Origin of the sequence: Flavobacterium sp. M31R6 (assembly GCF_013284035.1) — a bacterium.
Classification (GTDB): domain Bacteria; phylum Bacteroidota; class Bacteroidia; order Flavobacteriales; family Flavobacteriaceae; genus Flavobacterium.
Window position 1 is genome coordinate 2,396,107 of the sequence record NZ_CP054141.1, and the last position, 23,014, is coordinate 2,419,120.

The following is a 23,014-nucleotide window of genomic DNA, read 5'->3' on the forward strand; positions in this document are numbered from 1 at the left end:
ATAATTTAAAAAAATATAACATGAGAAAATTATTATATATATCATTAGCGTCAGCAGCTGTTTTCTTTGGCTCTTGCTCGCAAGATGATTTTGCGGATGCTTATAAAAATCCTGCAAATGTTGAGACGACTACAGTTGCTAAGCAGTTTGCTGGATTCATGAAAATCAACTATGAGGATGTAATTCCATCATACTGGAATTATTTTACAGTTTTAAGAACAACTTCCCTAACATACACGCAAGCACACGGTTTTACAAACCTAACGGGTCGTTTTGTTCCGGGTGCTGCTGTAACCAATAGATGGGATAGATATTACAAATTCATTACCCAATATAGAGAGTTGGAAAAAGTTATGGCTTCTTTACCTGCAGCTGAGCAGACTGAAAAAAGAATCTTTATGATTACTTCAACTATCTATTTGTATGATCATACAGCAAAAATGGTTGATAACTTTGGAGATATTCCTTTTTCTGAAGCTGGAAAAATTAGTTTAACAGGTGGAGATTATGCTAGTGCATCGGCTAAGTATGATAACCAAACTGAACTATATACCATGATGTTAGATCAATTGAAAGCTTTCTCTACCGAATTGAATTCAATTACTTTGTCTGCAGGAGTTGGTTTAGAATTCAAAAATCAAGACTTGATCAATAAAGGTAACTTGGATAGTTGGAAAAACTATTGCAATTCTTTGCGTTTGCGAATGTTAAACAGAGTTTCTGCAGTTCCTGCTTTTGCAGCAAGAGCAAATACTGAAATTGCTCAAATCATTGCTGATGGAAAAATTGTAGATGAAAACTCAGAAAATATTGCATTCAGAGTTTACACTCAGGATACTGATTTGGATACTTCAGGATTTGTTGAAGCTTTAGAAAGCTGGAACAACAATGTTGCTCCAAAACCTATGATTGATCACATGAATGCTAATAATGATCCTCGTAAACCTTGGTTGTTTGAAGAAGGAGTTAATACAGCAGGTGTTTATACAGGACTTGATCCACTGTTGGCTTCATCCGTACAAGATCAGTTAATCACTGATGGAAAAATTTCAACCTATAATAGATCTGTAATCAGTAGAAACGACTGGTTGCCAGGAACATTAATCAATGCGGCTGAAGTAAACTTAATTCTTGCAGAGTATTATGCAAGAACGGGTAATGCTGGTACGGCAAAAACTCATTTCGAGAAAGCTATCAGACAATCAGTTGAATATTATGTAAGATTAGGGGATAAAGCTGATGATACAACTTGGAAACCAACTACAGAACCTACAACTGCTGAAGTTGATGCTTATATTGCTAAAATCAACTTCGCTGGAGCTGCAACACCTGCTGCTCAATTGCAGTTAATTGCTTTCCAAAAGTATATCCATTACAATATAATGCAAGCTGATGAATCTTGGGCTGAACAAAGAAGATTAAAACTTCCAGTTTTAACATTCCAAGAGGATGAGACTAGCAGTATTAGAAAAACACCACCAACACGTTGGACATATCCAAATTCTGAGAGTGTTTACAATACTGAGAATTACAATGCTGTTAAAGCAAATGATAATTTGAGTACTAAAATCTTTTGGGATGTAAAATAAGCTCATTTTTTAGTTAATATTTTTTGTTAGTAATGGGTAAACCCCGGACTCTAGATATTTCTTGAGGTCGGGGTTTTCTTTATATGATATAATGATATATTAAATAACAAATAAATGAAATGAGAAGAATCATATTCAGATTATTACTGATTACCTTGTTTGGATTGGTACAATATCATTAAGTTAAGGATTTCTCTCTAAATTTTTAAAAATTTGGCTCTCGCAAAGACACGAAGGCGTTAAGAAATTGGTTCTAAATTTTGTTTCTTTGCGGCTTCTCATGAACAATTAAGGCTTAACTTAATGACATTGTAATACTGCTACAATTACTGGAAGAAAGTAAAAATCGACACCGATTCCGCGTCGTCTAAATAGTAAAACTACGCACACAGCGATTCGTTAAAAGTTTTGGTATTGGATAATCCAACAACCAATGAAGTAAAATGGTCGGCTTCGTTTAAGAAATAAATCTTTATCACATAAATAAATCGGCGAATCTGCGGTTAATTTTACCGCAGATTCGCCGATTTTATTTTTAAAAGTAATTTCCTTTATTCAATTCCAATCGTTGTTCTAAACAGCTAAAATGGGCAATTGAGAAATCTTGAAGTGTTTTAGTTTTGCTTGATAAAACTTAGCGGTTGCTCATAGTTGGCAATAGCTGTCAAAGCATTGTAAATGTATTGGCAAACCAAAACAGCACCTTCTCTGTTAATTAAAGCAGAATCGTCTTCCGGCGTATGGTATTGCGGGTGTCCGCCTGTGTGTAACCCAATAGCCGAAATGTCATTTTTGTAAAAAGTAACGTGGTCTGAACCGCCTACATCTCCGGCAAATACAATCGGATTCAGTCCGCTGCCTTCACCCAGTTTTTTCATCAATTCCACTCCATCAGGAAAAGTGCCGGCACCACCCATATACAGTTCTTTTTTGTCGTTCAATCGGCCAACCATATCCATGTTGATCATTACTTTTACGGCACTTTTATCAATAGGGAGGTGGCTTACGAAATACTTGGATCCCAATAAACCTTCTTCTTCTCCGCTAAAGGAAATAAAAATGATGCTTCTCTTGGTAGTGATTTTATCATTGTGGCATTTCTCCAAAATGGACAACAAAGCCGATACGCCCGAAGCATTGTCATCGGCTCCATTATGAATAGCAAGTGTATCTTTTTTTTTGCTACCAGAACCTTTTCCTCCCCATCCCCAATGATCGTAATGAGCTCCAATCACGATGAATTCTTTTTTCAAGTTTTCATCAGAACCTTCAATATATCCTACCACATTTTGAGTAGATACACTATCCGATTTCATTTTGTTGATGTCTGGTTTTATAAAGACTTTGAAGGACTGATAATAATTGTCATTAAATTTTTTCAACCCAAATTTTTTAAAATATTTTTTGATATAAGCTGCTGCTTCATTGTTGCCTTTTGTCCCAACAAGACGACCTTCTAATTTGTCTGAAGCCAAATAACTGTCATGTTTATAGAATGTTTCGGTTGAAAATGTAGATTGTGCGGTTCCTTTTTCGGTTGCTAGAAAAGCAACGACAAAAAGTAAAATAATTTTTTTAAGCATGTATTTTAGAATTTAATTATAAAAAAAGAAATCCTGCAGGGTTTTTAAAAGCCCCACAGGATAACAAAATTTACTGTATTTGCATTTCGATTATCGTATCTATTGAATCGATTTTCACACCATCCAAGTACACAAAAGTTCCTTCAGGTTGTTGTTTGAATTTCAGTTCTTTTTTGCCGTCCATCAAATAACATTTTTTGATTTTTTGCTTCATTTCAGGGATAAAAATATACTCTGTTTGTTTTGGAGTGTTGATGATGTGTGCATACCAGATTTTGTCTTTGGCAGTAAATACACCCCAATCTTGGGTTTTCATTACCCCACCTCTGGTTCCGTAAATGGTGTTTCCGTTTTGCTCCATCCAAGTTCCCATTTCTTTCAATGTAGCCACAAATTCTGGTTGGATTGTTCCGTCGGCCATTGGACCAACATTCAAAAGGAAATTGGCGTTCAAACTGGCTGCATTTATCATGTAATGCAATAAGTCTTTGGTGGATTTGTATTTTCTGTCAGTAATGTTGAAACCCCATGAATTGTTCATCGTTTCGCAGGTTTCCAAAGGCAATTGAGAGATGGATTGTCCACCAAAACCAGAAGTGTTTCCGCCTGGTAAATCTTTTTCAAACGCCTGAAAATCCTCTCCCGCAATTGGAGTCAGGTGATGATTGTTTGAAATCAAACAGTCGGGTTGAAGTGAATGAATCAATTTATAGATTTCATCATAATGCCAATTTACTTTTGAGGACAATGTTTTGTCTGTATCGTTATCCAATTGATCCCAATGACCGTCAAACCAGATTCCGCTAATTTTTCCGTAATTGGTCAACAACTCTGTCAATTGCCCTTTCATAAAGCGAATATAGCTGTCCCAATCACTTTTTTGAGTTCTACCAGTTCCTTTTCCTGTTTTTCCAGTTTCGTATTGGTAATCGGTTCTTGTCCAATCCAAAAGAGAATAATAGCAGAACAATTTGATGCCTTGTTTGTGGCATTCATCTGCCAATTCTTTTAATAAATCTCTTTTGAAATGGGTATTTGTAATTTTCCAATCGGATAATTTGGTATCAAAATTGCTAAAACCGTCGTGATGGCGTGTTGTGAAAGTGATGTATTTCATTCCTGCCGATTTCGCAATCCCAACCCACTTTTTTGCATCAAAATCCTGCGGATTGAATACATTAATCAATCTTCCGTATTCGGTAACTTTAATGTTTTGATTGTTCATAACCCATTCGCCATTGCCAAGAACACTATAAGGTCCGAAGTGAATGAACATCCCGAATTTATCGTCTTGAAATTCTTTTCTGTTTTTCATATTTCCCTCCGAAGGGGTGTACGTTTGTGCCTGTATTCCCATCCAACTCATCGAGCAGAACAACAGACTAAGTGCCAGTTTTTTCATTTATATTTAAAGGTTTAAGGTTTTTTGAAATAACAGTGTCAATAGGTATTGAAACTGCAATTAGTTAATGTATTTGATAATGATATTATGTTTATTTTTCTCCAATCAAAAATCCGGAAACATTCCAGGCACTACTGCTGGTTCCCTCAGGCTTTCCTAGTGGTATCGAAACACGAATTGTATGTTTTCCGGGTGTAAGATTTCCTAAATCAATCAAATTTGGATTGGTTGTTGTTCCTGGACACCAGTTCGAGCGACTTTCATCAGATGAGGATAATCCGTTGCCAAAATTTCCCGAAGCAGGATTACTCAATCGGTACGATCCGCAATCGGTACGCCAGGGAGTGAATCCAAAAACTTCCTTTCCGTCAATTAGAATGGTGTTCTTTTTTTGTAAAAACTCATCTCCATTTTCCCATCCTCCGTGGCCAGTTGTGGTATAACTCAATTTGAAATTTTTATATCCTTGCGGTACTTCAAAAGTCATTTCGAGTCCTTTTTCGTTGTCAAACATAGTAGAGTATTCCTGCCCCGCCATTTCCATTACGTTCAGTGTATTGAATAGGGGTAAAATAAAATCACCTTTTGGATTGTTGTCTTCGCCTTGGTGAATTGTGATGTTCAAACTCGCTTTGTGTCCGCCCGCATCATAATTTCCAATAAACATTCCTATGTATACTTCCTGATTGCTCAATTTGGGCTGCAATAGTGAAATGTCCTGACGATAGATAACACTGTCTTGCCAAGCTTTGTTTTTTAGCTCTAAATAGTTGAAATGCTTCACTCCAAATGGGGTAAAAAAACGCATCATTTCGAGCAAAGGTGTATATTCGTCTGTTGCCACAACGCCTTGGTATTTTTTGCCGTTTCCGTTTTCATAAGCAGGCAATGTTTTGACTCCATTTTTCAATCCGTCAAGAAATGATTGTTTCTTGTCCATTGGAATCATAAAAACCGAACCGGTTCTGTCGTAAGCATCACCGTTCGACTGTTGGGTAACATCAACATAAATAGCGCTTCCTTTTTTTATTTCTGGGAATTTAATTTTTCGAACGATTACCGTTCCGCTCGCAAATCGAAAAATACTGTCATTCGATTTTGCGTCGGAAACAAAATGTATTTGCTCTTTATTGAAAACGGGGATATTCACAAAGCGACTTTTCCAAAGTAAATCTTTGTAAGTCAATTGATCAACTGCTGGAACTGAAGGAATAGCCAAAACCGAAGGGATTGCTTTTAGAGTCTCAATTTTTGTAGCTGTCAAAGTGCTATTTCCGTTGCGGATGGTTTCGAGAACCAAACCTAAATCTTGTCCCAAAACTCCTGGACCACCTTTCAATCCCAATTCGTTGGTGTACCAAATTTCAATTTTATTTGAGTTTACCGAAGTCGTTGCTTTTTTGCAAGTATAATTCAGAATTTTTTTGGTTTCATTGCTGAATTCAAATTTTTGTTTTCCCAAAGCCTCAGTGTCGTGACTTAGAATCGATTTGGTTGCATACAGTTGTGCCCATTGTGAAATGGTTTTGGTATTAAAATCAACAAAAGTTTGTTCGAATGGAAAATCTGCTTTCTGCTGCATGATTTTGTCAGAGGTAATCAAACTCAAATCTTTGGAAGCAAATAGAAACATCAAATTTTGATTTTCGACCAGTTTTCCATTTGAAGTCCTTTGATATGTAATTTTAATTGCTTTTGGAACTTTTTGAGCAAAAGACAAATTGATTGCACAAAATGTAAAGAATGTAAATAGAATTTTTTTCATGTTTTAGTTTTGATAGGTAGTGTTAGGTTGGGTAAACTGATAATAGGAATTTAATTAACTAAATCGTTTTATTAAATAACAAATATAATTAATAACTCTATATAAAAGTGAAGGGAAGCAATATTATTATTTTCCAATTGTATATGAACATATCATTTTGTATAAATGAAAAAAGAAATTTTTGGCGCCTCATTTGTTGAAAATCAGCCATTTTGCTATAACGTTTTAGTATAAAAGAAATTTTAGTAAACATTACTAAAAATCAGCAGCTTACATTTTTGTTAAATAATTTTTTTCATAAGATAAAAAAACTATTTTTGTCATATGTATGAACATTTGAACAAACTGCCTTTGCTGGATCACGACAGCAAGATTCCGTTGCATAAGCAAGTGGAGGAACAATTACGTGAACTAATCAAACATCCCGATTTTAAAGATGGCGAATTATTCCCAAAAGAAGTCGATCTGGCTAAGCGTTGGGGGATTTCCCGCAACACGCTACGCCAAGCAATTGCCATTTTGGTAAATGAAAATCTTTTGGTTCGAAAAAAAGGTTCAGGAACACGGGTTTCTCAAAATAGGATCACTACCAATCTGAACAATTGGATGAGTTTTACTCACGAGATGGAGGATATGGGACTGGAATTTAAAAACCTATCGGTGAATGTGGAAATGGTTCCGGCCAGTGCCAAAGTAGCTAAACATTTGCAGATTAATGAAGGTGATGAAGTCCTGCTTTTGCAACGCACCCGAAGTATTGATGACAGTCCGATGGTGTATTTCGAATCCTATTTTCATCCACGAATAGGTCTTTCGATTGAAGAAAATTTTGAAATTCCTTTGTATGAAATTCTTGGTAATAAGTACAATGTGGTTCCAGTGTATTCTCAGGAAGAACTCAAAGCCATTGCTGCAAGTAAGCGAATCTCAGGCCTTTTGAAGATCGAAAAAGACCAACCCGTTCTGGAGAGAAGACGTGTGGTACTGGACACGGCCAGAAAACCCATTGAGTACAATATTTGTTATTACCGAAACGACTGGTTTACCTACACGATAGAAATAAAACGCACGATTTAAAAAGGAATGAAGAAAATTGGAATTGATGTAGGTGGAAGCCATGTTACTGTTAGCGTTATCGAAAATAACATTGTTAGAAATTGTCCACAGACAATAATAAGAAAGGAAATTAATGCAAAAGAAAACCCGACGGCAATTATTTCAGCCATTGGTGGTTGCATAAAAGAAGTTTTAAGTGATGGAATGACTGTTGATGCAGTGGGAATCGCTTTTCCGGGACCTTTCAATTACGACAAAGGAGTAAGTAAAATAAAAGGAGTGGGCGGGAAATTCGAACCGACTTTTGGTGTGCATATCCAACAAGCGTTCCAAAACTTTACAGGATTAAATACAGTTCCTTTTGTATTTGCCAATGATGCGCATTGTTTTGCCGAGGGCGCTTATTTCCGTCACCAATTGAAAAGTAATAGAACTATTTTCTTGACTCTGGGAACTGGTTTTGGTTCTGCTTTCATGATTGATGGAGATTTGGCAGAAAAACATCCAGACATACCGGAAAATGGAGTGTTTTATGATAAACCTTTTCTAGATACAATTGCAGATGAATGTTTTTCGACTCGTTGGATTTTGGCCGAATACAAACGTCTTTCGGGAGAAACTATTGAGTCGGTTAAGGCTATTGCAGCTTTAAATACGGAAGTTTCTAATGCCATTTTTAGAAATTTTGGAGCCAATATGGGAGCTTTCCTTTTTCCTTGGTTCGAAAAATTTGGTTGCGAGGAACTTGTCATCGGCGGAAATATTTCTAAAGCCAGAGCTTTGTTTTTGCCGGCTTTGGAAGAAAAATTGAATTCATTAAAAAATAAAATTAACATCGTTTTCTGTGATGATGCTGAGCAAAGCATTTTAAGAGGAGCGACAATTATAGCAGATAAGAAAAATAAAATACAAATGGAGAAAGCGATTCAATCCAAAAGAAAAACTACACAAGCTTTATTACCGATAAATGCGGTCGTAAAAAACAATTCAGAATACAATATCTTTCCTTCTTTCCACACCAATTCAGATGTTTTTGTGGGATTTGCTTCCTTGGCCAATGCCATTACCCAACAAAAAACCGTTGTTATTGATGGATTTGGAGGGGTACTTTGGGAAAATTTTAGAAATCATTTGAATTCGGCTTTGACCGATAAAAAGATAAATGTGCTTTGGTACGATATTGATTCCTGTTTGAAATCATCTGCTGAAATCGACGCAATGATCAAACCTAATATGAATGGGGATGATTTGGTTTTCGGAAAAAGGTATGTAGGTGAGCTTTCGGATTTCTTTGATGTAGAAAAATTGAATATGCTGAAACCAGACGGAACAGCTGATGTTTGTATCGTATATGGAACTGGAGCTTCTTTGGCGAATTGGGAAGGACAGCAAATTTATGTGGATGTTCCGAAAAATGAAATTCAATACCGAATGAGAGCCTGTTCGACCAAAAACATTGGTTGTACCGATACTTTGGCATATTCTCAAATTTACAAACGACTGTATTTTATCGAATGGCCGGTTTTGAATGCGCACAAAGAGCGTTTGTTACCAAAAATCGACCTTATTGTTGATGAACAGCGTATCGATGAAATCACCTGGATGCAGGGAAGTAATTTCAGAAAAGCATTGGATTCGATGTTGGAAGGTCCGTTGCGTGCCCGTCCTTGGTTTGAAGCCGGAGTTTGGGGAGGTCATTGGATGAAAAATCGCATTGAAGATTTAAATCAGGACGAAGTGAATTACGCCTGGTCTTTTGAATTAATCACTCCCGAAAACGGAATTGTTTTTGAAGGAAATAACAATTTATTGGAAGTTTCTTTCGACTTTTTGATGTTCCGTGACAACAAAAAAGTATTGGGAAAAGCGGCTGACCGTTTCGGAAATGATTTCCCGATTCGTTTTGACTACTTGGATACTTTCGACGGCGGAAATCTTTCGGTTCAATGCCATCCGCGCCCGGAATACATTAAAGAGAATTTCGGAGAAGCCTTTACGCAAGATGAAACTTATTATATTTTGGATTGTACTGATGATGCTAATGTTTATTTAGGCTTTACGGAGGACATCAATCCGAAAGAATTTGGAAACGCTTTATTGGAATCTCAGAAAACAGGCGAGCCGATTGAGATTGAAAAATATGTACAAAAATTCAAAGCCCAAAAACACGATTTGTTCTTGATTCCAAATGGAACCATTCACGCTTCTGGAATTAATAATATGGTGCTGGAAATTAGTAGCACACCGTACATTTTTACGTTCAAAATGTATGATTGGGTTCGTCCGGGATTGGACGGAAAGCCTCGTCCTATCAATGTTGAACACGGATTAAACAATGTTTATTTCGACAGAAAAGGGGAAAGGGTTGCTAACGAATTCATTTCAAAACAAAAGGTAGTTAAAGAATTTTCGAACGGTTTAAAAATGAGTTTACCAACTCATGAAGAGCATTTTTATGCGGTTGACCGTTATGAATTTACTGGTGAAATCGAGATTGAAACCCTCGGTCAATGTCATATCTGTATGTTGGTCGAAGGCGATAGTGCCGATGTATCTATCGGAGAAAATACTCAAACATTCAAGTATGCCGAAACTTTTGTGATTCCGGCAAACGTTCCGAAATACAAAATCAATTACAAAGGTGACAAAAAAGCGTTTGTGGTGGTTTCATACGTAAAAGACAGTTGGTGTTAAATGTCAAAATATTAGACAACCTAAATTAACCTATTAAAATTATTATTACCAAAACTAAAAAGAATATGGGAACAAAAGGATCAAGCTATTTTATATCGCTTATTACACTGATTGCGGCTTTAGGCGGATTTTTATTCGGTTTTGATATGGCCGTGGTAAGCGGTATTATTGAACCATTGAAATTGCAATACGGATTATCATCAGGACAGGAAGGACTATTCGTTTCTTGCGCTTTGTTGGGTTGCATTGTCGGAGTGGGTTTTTCGGGTTATCTCAGCGATAAAATTGGAAGAAAAAAAGTATTGTTTGTTTCTGCCGTATTATTCTTGATCAGTGCTGTAGGTTTTGCATTTTCAGAGGCATATCCAGTGTTGATTTTGTTCCGAGTTCTTGCCGGTATGGGTGTTGGAGTGGCTTCGAATGTGTCTCCACTTTATATTTCTGAGGTGGCACCTTCTCATAAACGCGGACAGTTAGTAGTCTTTTATCAACTTGCTATTACGGTTGGAGTTTTGGCAGCTTATATTAGTAATTATTTTTTACAAGGTTATGCCTCTTTGCATGCAGCAGATGAAGGTCATGGTTTAATAAATTGGTTATTTATTGAAAATGTATGGCGCGGAATGTTCGTCGTAGGTGTTATTCCTGCATTAGCATTTTGTTTGTTATTACTGATAGTTCCCGAAAGTCCACGTTGGCTGGTACAATATGGCAGAAACGTCGAAGCTTTGGTTATTCTCACTAAAATAAGTGGTGAGGAGACCGTACGTGTGGAACTCAATTCCATCAAAGAAATGGCCGGTCACAAATCAGGAGGTTATAAAGAATTGTTGCGTTTACCGTTGCGTAAATTACTAGTTTTGGCTATGGTACTTACCGCTTTGTCACAGTTTAGTGGTATCAATGGCGTAATTTTTTATGGCCCCACTATTTTAAAATCAGCTGGAATTGTTACCAGTGACGCCTTGTTTTATCAGGTGATATTGGGTGCAGCTAATGTGCTTTTTACTTTTATCGCCATTTCGAAAGTAGATACCTGGGGACGCCGACCTTTGTACATTGTTGGTTCACTTTGTGCCGCTTTTGCATTGGCATTGACAGGCTTTTGTTTTATGATGAATATAACAGGTTGGTTCATGCTGTTTAGCATCATTTTGTTCCTTTTGTTTTTTGCCTTTTCACTTGGACCTTTAAAATTTGTCATCTCAACAGAAATTTTTCCAACACATATCAGAGGGACTGCTTTGTCGATGTGTATTATGACGATGTGGGTTTCTGACTATGTTGTGAATTTGTTATTTCCAATGATGAGAGACGGATTCGGAATCGCAACTACATTCTTTATTTTCTCTTTCTTTTGTATCCTTTCTTTTTTATATGCAAAGAAGAGATTGTTTGAAACCAAAGGAAAAAGTTTGGAAGAAATTGAAAAAGAATGGAATTCTGATTTGAAGGCAGAAAAGGAATTGTCCGTAAATAAAATGGAAGTTTTGGAAGAAATTAAATAATTGCAAATCATGAGAATACAATTTTTTTATCCGAGATGGGGTTCAGAAGATATTGATTGGGAGCATTTTTGCCAAAAAGTAAAGCAGGCTGGATATGATGGGGTAGAAGCGCCAGTGCCAGAATCTCATGATGAGCAAAAGGTAATTTTGAAAGCTTTGAAAAATAATGATCTAAAGCTAATTGGTCAATATTATCAGTCTTTTGAGAAGGATTTTGAAAAACACAAATTTAATTATGCCAGGGAGTTGCATGTATTGGCTTCAGCCCAGCCAGTAAAAATTAATGCACAAACTGGGAAAGATTATTTCAGTTTTGAACAGAATGCCGAATTATTTGCCATTGCCAATAGAATTACCCAGGAAACGGGTATTACTATTTGTCATGAAACGCATCGGAATAAGGCTTTGTTTGCAGCTCATATTACTTACGATTTTTTGAAAAAGTTGCCTGAATTAAAAATAACAGCCGATTTTTCGCATTGGTGTAATGTCGCCGAAAGTTTGCTCGAAGATCAGGAGGAGGCTCTTGCTTTGGCCTGCAAACAAGTTGGACATCTGCACTCAAGGGTGGGACATTCGCAAAGTGCGCAAGTAATTGATCCTCGATTACCGGAATTTAAAAACGAATTGGAAGCGCACTTAAAATGGTGGGACGCAATTGTAAAAGATTATCAGGATAATAAAGATGAAGCATTAACGATTACCACCGAATTTGGTCCTGCACCGTATATGGTTCATTTGCCATTTACAAATAAGCCTATAGCAAGCCAATGGGATATTAATATACACATGATGCATTTACTGAAAGAGAGATATTGTAAAAAAAAAATGCTTTTTATAAGCTTTAAAAATATATAGTTATGGAAAACGTAAATTTAAATTTTTCAAAAGATTTAGCCGATTATAGTCACCCAATAAGCAAAATGTTTGTGCAGCCAAAAACTGCTAAAGAATGGGAACAGTACATGTTGTCTGAAGAGCAGGTTGCTTCTTTCAAAAAAGACGGGTTTGTCAAGGGGATTAAAATTTTGACGGAAGAACAGGTCGATTTACTCAACAGTGAACTTGTAAAATTACAATCCGTAAATGAGGACGAGAAAAAATTATTTTACCACTACGAAAGCAACGAATCAGAAGATCCAAACAAGGTACTCTTCCATGCCATTGGAGCTTGGCGTTTAACTCCTGGATTTCATGATTTATTTTGGGCGCCAGCATTTCGTATGGCTGCTTATCAATTATTGGGACAATCGTTCCGAATTTTCCATGACCAATTATTTTGCAAACCGGCTAAACATGGCGGGGTAGTGGCTTGGCATCAGGACTTCTCGTATTGGACATTTACAAAACCAATGCACCATCTTACTTGTTGGCTTGGTTTGGATGATGCCAATAAGGAAAATGGCTGTCTTTATTTTGTTCCGGGAAGCCATAAATGGGGATTGCTTCCTATTACAGGTTTAACGGGAGATATGGATTCGGTAAGAACAGTATTGAATGAAGAGCAATTAGAGGCTTTTGAAAAAAGAGTGGCAAATGAGTTACCAAAAGGATACGCCAGTTTTCATCATCCATTGACTATGCACGGTTCTTATGCCAATACTTCGGATCGTCCCAGAAGAGCAACTGTTCTAAATGCGATGAGTTTCTCTACGCAAGGAAACACCGAAGGCTATTACAGACTTGATGCTTTGCATACCTTTCCAGAGATGCCACAGGATCAAGTACTAGACAGTAACTTTTTTCCGCTGCTGTTTGATGGAGATAAAGAATTAGAGGCTTTAGGAAAAGACATTCCTAAAGTGGATTATAGAGAATTGTATGATGTTATATAAAAAAGCGATGGTTACAGATAAAATAATTTTAGCATTAAAAAAATGCTTCTTCATATTGTTGGTTTTTTTGATGCAAAATACATTTGCTCAAAAAGAAGTTCCTTTTTTTGGAAAAATCAATTGGATTAATGGTTTTTCTAAAGAAATTAGCGGTGAAAATATTAGTTATAATTCGGCTTTTCAAGATTATGCCACGGTGGCTCTTTTGACAAGAAATACCGATGGAAATAAAACGATAGAATGGGAAACTGCTCCTGTTCCAAAAGCTGGCAAAGGCGATTATGTTTATTTCAGTTGGGTGGCTGGGCATTCTTCGGGAACGAGCAGTGGTGACAGAAATTTCGATTTGTATGTAGATGACAAAAAGATTTTGACTTTTACCACTTTGCCAAAAAATCAAAAACCAAATTGGATTTTCAAAGCTGACGACGGATCTGCATTAGTTTTTCAACAAATCAAACTAGATGGGGCAAATGATTCACAAGGCTACGCTTTCTTGCGTCTTCCTGCGAGCAAAGTAAAACCGGGACAGCCGGTTCACATCAAAATTGTGGGTCAGAAACAGAACAGCAATGATTGGTTTATGACTTTTAAATTTGCATTTGAGGAAAATGTAAAAATCGTTCCTACGCCTTTTCTTTTGAAAAATGGTAAGCAAACTATTGTTCTCACCGTTTTGCATTTTGGTAAAGACGAAACCGTAAAAGTGGAGGTCAATGACAAAGAAGATTTTAGCTATATCGCCAAAGATGGAATGAACAGTTTTGATGTTCCAATCACCGCGGTGAGCAAAGAGGAAAAAGTAAAAGTGCAGGCGACTATTGGAAATAAAATTTTTATCAATGATTATTTTACAATAAAACCGGTTGTGTACAGGGAACTTCACTTATTGCACCATTCCCATACCGATATAGGCTATTCCCATTTACAGCCAGAGGTTTTGAAAATTCACAATAAAAATATTGATGATGCACTTGAAATGATTGAAAAAACAAAATCATATCCAGAAGAGGCAAGATTCAAATGGAATATAGAGTCTATTTGGGCAGTTGAAAACTATTTGAAGGAAGCCACTCCAGCTCAAAAAGAGAAATTTGTAGCAGCTGTAAAAAATGGAGATATTTTCCTTTCGGCATTGTACGTGAACATGCTTACCGGTATGAGTCAGGCCGAAGAGATGTTTCATTACACGGATTATGCGGCCAAGCTGCGTAAGAAATTTGGATTTAAAATCAACAGTGCAATGATTTCGGATGTGCCGGGATTTGCTTGGTCAACGGTGACGGCGCTTTCAAAAGGCGGTGTTAAATATTTTTCAATTGGTTCCAATTTTATGGGACTGGATCATCCATATATGGGAGACAGAGCGGGGCATTTCTTGAAAAATTGGGGAGACAAACCCGTTTGGTGGACATCGCCTTCAGGTCAGGAAAAAGTATTGTTTTGGGCTGGAGCCAAAGGATATTCCTCTTGGCACGGTATGCAACCAGGAGCTATTTACGAAAGAGGAGCCAAGAAGATTGCTGATTATCTCAATGAACTGACAGCGAATAATTATCCATATGACATGGTGCAATGGCGTTTTAACATTGTTGCCGATAACGGCCCTATCGAACCTAATATTTCTGATTTTGTTAAAAAATGGAATGAAAAGTATGCTTCTCCCAAACTAGTTTTGAACACGACGGAGAAAATGTTTGAAACTTTCGAGAAAAGATACGGGGATAAAATTCCAACTGTAAAAGGTGATTTGACACCCTATTGGGAAGACGGTGCGATGTCAACAGCTGAAGAAGAAGGAAAAAACAGAGTGAACAGTTTGCGTTTGCAACAGTTATCAACACTTTACACCATGTTGGATCCTAAAAAATACAATGAGCAAAATTTCTATGAAGCATGGAGAAATATCATCATGTTTCATGAGCATACTTGGGGAGCGCACAACAGTACCACCGAGCCCGATGTACCTTTTGTTACGGAACAATGGCGCATAAAAAAACAATTTATGCTCGATGCAGACACAGAAATTAATGCATTAGAGAAAAACTTGTTTGAAACCTTGAGCAATTCACAATCCAAAAAAATTGCTGTTTTCAATACTTCATCTTGGAAAAGAACCGGATTGGTAATTGTTCAAACAGCTGTAGAAGGAAAATCGGTAAAAGATACCAATGGAAATATTTTACCATTGCAAAAATTGAGCAACGGAAAATATGCTTTCATAGCCAAAGACGTTCCTGCTTTTGGAACTCTTACTTATGAAATTACAAATAAAGAAGCTTCTGCTTTGTCCAGCAAATTTGTTTTGGGGGAGAACTCATTATCAAACGGAAAAATTGAATTCAGTTGGGACAAAAACAATGGAAGTATCACGAATCTAAAAACTGTTTCGGATTTTAACTATGCGGGAGATTTCAAGAAACAAGGATTAAACAGTTATTGGTATGTACCGGGATTGAATCCTGAAGAAGTACAGACAAACGGCAATGTTCAGGTAAAAATTATCGAAAAAGGACCGGTTATGACGGCAGTTTCGATTACTTCGGATGCTCCGGGAGCCAACAAATTGGAGCGTATCATTTCGCTTTACAGCGGAAGTGATGAAGTGTTGATTCAGAATGTTTTGGATAAAAAAGCCATCCGAGCTAAAGAAGGTGTTCATTTCGGATATCCGTTCAATGCACAATTTACCAAAACTACTCTTGATGCCGGTTATGGATCGATGGAGTTTTTGAAAGACGAATTGGCCGGATCCAATATGGATTATCTCTATGGAAGAAGATGGGTGGATGTTTCTGCGGGAGACAAAGGAATCCAGTGGATGTTGTTGGAGTCACCTTTGGTGGAACCAAACAGTATCATTGATGAAAGAAAAGTGGTTGCACCCAACCATAAGGAATGGAAAAAATCAGAGAAACCCGCTTCAACATGGTTCTCTTATGTGATGAATAATTATTGGCACACCAATTATAAGGCAGATCAGGAAGGAATTGTAAACTTTAAATATGCACTTCGTCCTCACGGGATGGTAAATGATGGCGATATAGAAAAAGAAGCCGAGGAGTTTACACAGCCTTTGATAGGAATGACTATTAAAGAAGATGTAAAACTGCCTTCTAATCTTTTTGAATTGACCAACTCAAAAATTGTGGTGACCAGTTTAACTCCAAACGAAGACGGTACCATATTGATGCGTTTGTTCAATCCGGAACAATCGGCGCAACAAACAAAATTTGTGTGGAAATCGTTAACTCCAAAATCCATTATTGATCTCAATACCGGAAGTGAAAAATCAAACTCATCTGAAATTAGTATGGTTGGAAGCGGTGTTTCGGAGTTTTTATTGAAGAATTAATATTTTAATAAGATTAAAAAGAAATATGAAGACAATCTCAAAATTAATATTGCTGCTGGCAATGGCTATTTCAATTTTTTCCTGTTCGAAGAAAAAGGATGATTTCAATCCCGCTTCATGGGTCGATCCACAAATTGGGTCAGTGCATGGACGTTGGTTTTTTTACACGCCAGCTTCTGTGCCTTTTGGTATGGCAAAACTGGCTCCACATACGAACGCCTATGGAAGTGGAGGAAGTTGGGAACCCTGTGGCTACGATAACCGTCACAACTCGATTGAAGGTTTTGGTCATTTTCATGAATTTCAAATAGGAGGATTGGTAACAATGCCGGTGACAGGAAAATTGCAAACGACTCCTGGAACTTTGGAAAAACCGGAAACAGGTTATAGATCGACTTTTGACAAAGAAGATGAACATGCGGAGCTGGGTTATTATTCTGTTTTCCTAAAAGAGTATGGTATTAAAGCAGAATTGACTGCAACAGAAAGAGTTGGTTTTCACAGATACACCTTCCCAGAATCGAAAGAATCTCGTATTATTTTTGACATTGGTCACCGTCAGGGGGAGAGTAGTGGTGTGACCGAAGCGACTATGAAATTATCGGGCAAAAATACTTTGGAAGGAACGATTGAAACTTATCCTGAGTATTTGAAATTCTGCGATCCCGAAAAACGAGTAAAAATGTATTTTGTGATTCAGTTAAGCAAAACGCCTGAGTCGTACGGTTCATTTGTTGAAGATAAAACTTTTGATAATCAGTCCTCAACCAAAGGAATTGGGAATGGAATGTATGTGAACTTCGCCACCAAAAAAGATGAAGTTGTCGAAATGCAAGTCGGACTTTCTTATACGAGTATTGAAAATGCAAAATTGAATTTGAAAACCGAATCGAAAGATCAGACTTTTGATGCCGTAAAAGAAACTGCACAAGAAAAATGGAATGAGAAATTAGGACGAATCAAAGTCGAAACTAAAGACAGTATCAATAAAGTAAAATTCTACACCGGTTTATATCATGCTCTTTTAGGTCGTGGATTAGCGAACGACGTTGACGGAAGTTACCCAAGACACGACGGGAAAATAGGCCATATTCCGTTGGACGGAAACGGGAAACCAAAATACAATCACTACAACACGGATGGAATCTGGGGTGGATTTTGGAATTTGGGACAACTTTGGGCTTTAGCTTATCCCGATTATTTGAGTGAGTACATTCAATCGAATCTTGATTTTGCAAAAGAAACAGGTTGGTTACACGATGGAGTGGCTGCAGGAGCACATTCGAATGGCGTACAAACGAACTGTTTCGGTTTGATGATTGCTATGACTTATAACTGTGGCATTCGTGATTTTAATGTGGAAGAAGCGTACAATATTGCCTATAAAAATGAAACGGGTTATAACAACCGCCCATTTGGTTCAGGGAAATACGATTTGGCTTATTTTGTAAAAAATGGTTATATCCCTTCAAAAGATACTGTTTTAGCAAACGGATGGAAATTCAATTTTGGAGCATCCCACACACTTGAATTTGCCCATACTTCCTACGGTGTTTCTCAATTTGCAAAGGCTTTGGGTAAAAAATCAGATTATGAAAAACTGATGAAACAGGCCGGAAATTGGAAAAATATCTTTGATCCGGAAACCAAATTCATTCGACCACGTTACGAAGATGGTAAATTTATTGAAAACTTCAATCCGATGCAGGCTTGGAGAGGATTTCAAGAGGCTAACGGTTACCAATATACTTGGTATGTACCGCAAGATCCAGCAGGATTAATCAAGGTCTTGGGCTTGGATTTGTTCAACAAACGTTTGGAAACGACATTTAATGAAAGTCAGAAATCGACCTTTGGTGGTGGAAACGGAATTGACAGTTTTTCTGGATTGGAAATGCTGTACAACCACGGAAACCAACCTTGTTTGCATCATTCTTTCTTGTTTAATTATTCCGGAAAACCTTGGCTGACGCAAAAATGGTCGCGCACGATTTGTGACGAATTCTATGGTGCTGAGCCGCTTCACGGTTACGGATTTGGACAAGATGAAGACCAAGGACAATTGGGAGCTTGGTATGTGATGGCTTCAATGGGATTGTTTGATGTTCAGGGCCATGCAGCCATGAATCCGACGTTCCAATTTGGAAGTCCATTATTTGATAAAGTAACGATCAAATTGGACAAAAAATATTATAAAGGTGATGAGTTGGTGATTGAAACCAAAAACAATTCGAAGAAAAACAGATACATCCAATCGGCTTCTTTCAATGGAGAAAAAGTCGAGAACGCATGGATTGACCGAAAAAAACTGACAGACGGAGGAACCTTGATTTTTGATATGGGTGCAAACCCGAACACAAAATGGGGAGTAAAAACACCACCGCCATCGATGAGTACAAGCAAATAATTCAAATTTGATATAATGAAAAAAATAATTTCGTCTGTAGTGGCACTTATATTTGCATTGACAGCTACAGCTCAACAAAAAACAGAAATTGACAATAAGTTGTCAGAGAAAATCAAAAATGATTCCTATATGTCTTTTGTGAAAAACAAGGCTTTGGAAGTGATGAAAACAGGGGTTAATGCTGGTGATGGTTACCGAGAAGTATGGATTCGTGATTACAATACCTTTATTGAACTGGCAGCTCAAGTAACTAAAAAGGAAGATATAAAAGAAAATCTTTTGGTATTTTTCAGAATGCAGGGCGAGGATGGAAACATTATTGACGGTTATACGCCTAAAGAAAAAATAGGCAAAGGAGAAACCGATTTTTCCTATTCAAAACTTGAACCAAGATATGCTGCCCATAAAAACACAGTAGAAACCGACCAGGAAACCTCATTGGTACAAGCGGTTTATAAATACATCAAACTGACTGGTGATAAATCAATTTTGAATGAAAAAGTAGGTGATAAAACCGTTGCCAAGAGATTGGAATGGGCGATGGATTTCCTAATGAAAAACAGATACACTAAAAAATATGGTTTAATTACCGGCGCAACAACTGCCGATTGGGGTGATGTTCAACCGGAGCCTGGTTATGGCGTTGATGTTGACGGAAACACACATATTGCCTGTGATATTTATGATAATGCGATGTTTGTCATTGCTTTGGACAACTTGATGGAAATGATTCCTGCAACTAAATCGAAATGGAGTAAGATTAAAACGGATGTAGCAAAAAACTGTCGTACCTATCTTTGGGATACCAAAAGACAAAAGTTTATTCCACACTTGTATTTGAACGGATCGCCTTTCCCAGCTGATTTTGACGAAAACAATATTTTCTACTTCGGCGGAACTACCGTAGCAATGGAAGCGGGATTGTTGAGTAAAAAAGAAGTAAAAGCTTCATTGGATGAAATGGTTAAAAGAGTAAAAGAAGTAGGAGCACCATCCATCGGTTTGACACTTTATCCTCCTTATCCTAATGGTTTTTTCGTAAACAAAATCATGAATCCAGAGTACAGTTATCAAAACGGAGGCGACTGGACTTGGTTTGGAGGGAGAACGATTCAGCAATTAATTAAATATGGTTATGTGGAAGAGGCTTACAGAGAAGTACAGCCAATGCTGAAACGTGTAAAGGACAACAATGGTTTCTACGAATGGTATTCGGTAGATAATAAACCAAGAGGTTCTGGGACTTTCAGAGGCGAAGCAGGTGTTTTATACACGGCTATCGTGATGTTCGAAAAGCTGAATAAAAAATAGAATTAAAATAAGGGACGAAGTTGGTAAGAATAGTTTATCAATTTCGCCTTTTGTGTTTTATATGAACAAATCAAAAAAACAAATGAAAAAAAGTATAAACCAATTTATAGGTACTGCCAGTTTGAAAACTTTGCTTTTTTTACTATTGACCAGTTTTCAGTTTAGTGCTTACGGAAAGATAATTCCTCTTGTTTCAAAAGGCAAAAGCGATTATGTTATCGTAATTTCAGCCAAAGAAAACGAGTCAGAAAAACAAGCAGCTTTGCTTTTGCAAAAATACGTTTCCCAAATTTCGGGTTATGCGCCTCCTATTTCTAAAAATCAATTAGTGAACAGAAAAAAGACAATTTATATTAATGTTTCCAATGCCATTAAGAATCCCGATGGATTTTCGATAAAGACCAAAAATGGAAAGCTTTACATTGAAGGCGGAAACAAGAAAGGATGTATTTATGGCGTTGTAACCTTGCTCGAAAAGTATATGGGCTGCCGTTATTATAGTTCGACTTATGCAGTGATTCCGTCGACAAAGGATATTAATTTGCCGGAGATTGACTTAAAAGATGAGCCAAAAAATGATTGCCGAATTGTTTATATCGTGGATAAAGTGGGACAGGAATTTCTGGATTGGAACCGACTCAATACCGTTGATGAAATTTTTGCCAAAGGTTATTATGTACATACGTTTGGAAAATTGGTTCCGTGGCAGGAGTATTTCAAAGCTCATCCAGAATATTTCTCTGAAATGAATGGCAGAAGAAATATTGACCAATTGTGTTTGTCAAATCCAGAAGTTTTGAAATTGACTATCGAAAAACTGAAAAGGGAAATGGCACTTCAACCGAATGAGGAGTACTGGTCAGTGAGCCAGAATGACAATTTTTCGTATTGTCAATGCGAAAAATGTAATAAGATTATCGCTGAGGAGGGAAGTCCGTCTGGTCCAATTATTCGTTTCGTAAATGAAGTGGCCAAACAATTCCCCGATAAAATTATCTCTACTTTGGCTTACGAATATTCCCGAAAAGCACCAGCCATTACAAAACCAGCCAAAAATGTTCAGGTAATGTTGTGCACCATCGAATTGAATCGCAGTAAAGCAATTGAAGAGGATAAAGGAAGCGAATCGTTTAAAAATGATATCATCGAATGGGGGAAAATTTGCAATCATATTTATCTGTGGGATTACAATATTGATTTTGCCAATTCGGTGAGTCCTTTCCCAAATTTACAAGTACTTCAGCCCAATATTCAGTTTTTTGTAAAGAATAATGTTTCGGCTCATTTTCAACAAGCAAATGCTTCGGTGGGTTCTGAATTTTCGGAGTTGAAAGTCTATTTACTTTCCCGTTTGTTGTGGAATCCAGATGCAAATGTGGCTCAAATAACAGATGAATTTTTGAATGGTTATTATGGTAATGCGGCTCCATGGATTAAAAAATATATTGATAAACTCGAAAGTGAATTGAAGAAAAGCGGTGACGGACTTGATATTTACGGACATCCGACAAGTCATCAGAATACTTTTTTATCACAAGACAATGTCAATGATTATAATGCTTATTTTGATAATGCCGAGAAGGAAACCCAGAATGATGCAACTCAGTTATTGCATGTGAAAGTGGCACGATTGCCGTTGCAGTTTGCCATTATGGAAATTGGTAAAAACGATATGTTTGGTCCGCGAGGTTGGTATTCGGAGAAAAATGGTGACTATACCGTGATTCCCGAAAAAGTGCAAATGATTGAAGATTTTTATTCGGTTTGCCAACAGGCCAATATTGATCATTTGAATGAATCTGGTTTAACTCCCAAATCGTACTACGAAAGCACCAAACGTTTCATTGATGTACAGGTAAAAGGAAATTATTCCTTTAAGAAAAAGGTAACTTCAGATGTGGCTCCGTCACCCCAGTACAACAAAGGGGATTTGGCTTATTTGACTAATGGTGTGAGAGGGGACAGTAATTACAAAGTGCATTGGCTGGGTTGGGATGGAATAGATTTTACTTTAACACTCGATTTGGAGAAAACAGTTCAAGCCAAAACAATCGAAATCAGTTCGCTTTGGGATGGCAAAAGTTGGATTCTTCATCCTGCAGGTATTCGCTGTCTGGTCTCCGATAATGGAAAAGATTTTACGGAAGTTGGTAATGTCTTAACAGAAGGCAATCAGGAAAAAGCAGAAGTCAGTAAAGTGTTTTCATTTACGGCTCCACAAAAGGGAATTCGCTATGTGAAATTTGAAATAAAAGGAACAAAACAATTACCGGAATGGCATCCTTCGGCAGGATCGAAATCATGGGTGTTTATTGATGAAATCGTGGTGCGATAGATAAAAGGCAATTGTCTTGTGGAGCACTGAAATATAATATAGATCTGAAGTTGCACTTTTCGGTTGCTTTGAAATTTATGAAGAGGTAATTAATAACTAAACAAAGATAATATTGAGTTAGTAAATCTATTTTGGCTATTATATCTTTAAGATTTTAATGCAGTAGGTAAAAAG

The 23,014-nt window shown here is 37.1% G+C and carries 13 protein-coding genes; 10 read left to right on the plus strand and 3 right to left on the minus strand.

What is annotated here, in order from left to right; translation table 11 throughout:
- Positions 1-20 precede the first annotated feature (20 nt).
- On the plus strand, positions 21-1,589 hold the full coding sequence (locus tag HQN62_RS09840) for a SusD/RagB family nutrient-binding outer membrane lipoprotein (protein ID WP_116795411.1): 1,569 nt from the start codon (positions 21-23) through the stop codon (positions 1,587-1,589).
- Between the two features lie 614 nt (positions 1,590-2,203).
- Here HQN62_RS09840 and HQN62_RS09845 read toward each other — a convergent pair.
- The 3 genes from HQN62_RS09845 to HQN62_RS09855 all read right to left on the minus strand — a co-directional run bounded on the left by HQN62_RS09845 (position 2,204) and on the right by HQN62_RS09855 (position 6,339).
- A complete protein-coding gene (locus tag HQN62_RS09845) occupies positions 2,204-3,172 on the minus strand; it encodes a M20/M25/M40 family metallo-hydrolase (protein WP_173504231.1) in 969 nt (322 codons plus the stop codon).
- A gap of 70 nt (positions 3,173-3,242) precedes the next feature.
- Positions 3,243-4,574, minus strand: a complete 1,332-nt coding sequence (locus tag HQN62_RS09850; RefSeq protein WP_173504232.1) for an alpha-L-fucosidase — start codon at positions 4,572-4,574, stop codon at positions 3,243-3,245.
- A gap of 91 nt (positions 4,575-4,665) precedes the next feature.
- Positions 4,666-6,339 (minus strand): GLPGLI family protein, encoded by a 1,674-nt coding sequence (locus tag HQN62_RS09855; RefSeq protein WP_173504233.1) that lies wholly within the window; start codon positions 6,337-6,339, stop codon positions 4,666-4,668.
- Between the two features lie 324 nt (positions 6,340-6,663).
- Between HQN62_RS09855 and HQN62_RS09860 the strand changes: the two genes are divergently transcribed.
- The 9 genes from HQN62_RS09860 to HQN62_RS09900 all read left to right on the plus strand — a co-directional run bounded on the left by HQN62_RS09860 (position 6,664) and on the right by HQN62_RS09900 (position 22,840).
- Complete coding sequence (locus tag HQN62_RS09860; protein WP_217362485.1) at positions 6,664-7,416, plus strand: GntR family transcriptional regulator; 753 nt, start codon at positions 6,664-6,666, stop codon at positions 7,414-7,416.
- 6 nt (positions 7,417-7,422) lie between these two features.
- Positions 7,423-10,089 (plus strand): ROK family protein, encoded by a 2,667-nt coding sequence (locus tag HQN62_RS09865; protein ID WP_173504234.1) that lies wholly within the window; start codon positions 7,423-7,425, stop codon positions 10,087-10,089.
- 65 nt (positions 10,090-10,154) lie between these two features.
- Complete coding sequence (locus tag HQN62_RS09870) at positions 10,155-11,597, plus strand: sugar porter family MFS transporter (protein WP_173504235.1); 1,443 nt, start codon at positions 10,155-10,157, stop codon at positions 11,595-11,597.
- A gap of 9 nt (positions 11,598-11,606) precedes the next feature.
- The gene (locus tag HQN62_RS09875; RefSeq protein ID WP_173504236.1) at positions 11,607-12,455 is read left to right on the plus strand and encodes a sugar phosphate isomerase/epimerase family protein; all 849 of its coding nucleotides are present in this window, start codon (positions 11,607-11,609) and stop codon (positions 12,453-12,455) included.
- Positions 12,456-12,457: 2 nt separating this feature from the next.
- The gene (locus tag HQN62_RS09880; protein ID WP_173504237.1) at positions 12,458-13,432 is read left to right on the plus strand and encodes a phytanoyl-CoA dioxygenase family protein; all 975 of its coding nucleotides are present in this window, start codon (positions 12,458-12,460) and stop codon (positions 13,430-13,432) included.
- Entirely contained in the window at positions 13,419-16,787 is a 3,369-nt protein-coding gene (locus tag HQN62_RS09885) for a glycoside hydrolase family 38 N-terminal domain-containing protein (RefSeq protein ID WP_173504238.1), read from the plus strand. Before HQN62_RS09880 ends, HQN62_RS09885 begins: the two co-directional genes overlap by 14 nt.
- A gap of 25 nt (positions 16,788-16,812) precedes the next feature.
- Positions 16,813-19,194, plus strand: coding sequence for a GH92 family glycosyl hydrolase (locus HQN62_RS09890; RefSeq protein WP_173504239.1), 2,382 nt, complete (start codon positions 16,813-16,815; stop codon positions 19,192-19,194).
- Between the two features lie 15 nt (positions 19,195-19,209).
- On the plus strand, positions 19,210-20,505 hold the full coding sequence (locus HQN62_RS09895) for a GH36-type glycosyl hydrolase domain-containing protein (protein ID WP_173504240.1): 1,296 nt from the start codon (positions 19,210-19,212) through the stop codon (positions 20,503-20,505).
- Positions 20,506-20,587: 82 nt separating this feature from the next.
- Positions 20,588-22,840, plus strand: coding sequence for a DUF4838 domain-containing protein (locus HQN62_RS09900; protein ID WP_173504241.1), 2,253 nt, complete (start codon positions 20,588-20,590; stop codon positions 22,838-22,840).
- Positions 22,841-23,014: the final 174 nt, after the last annotated feature.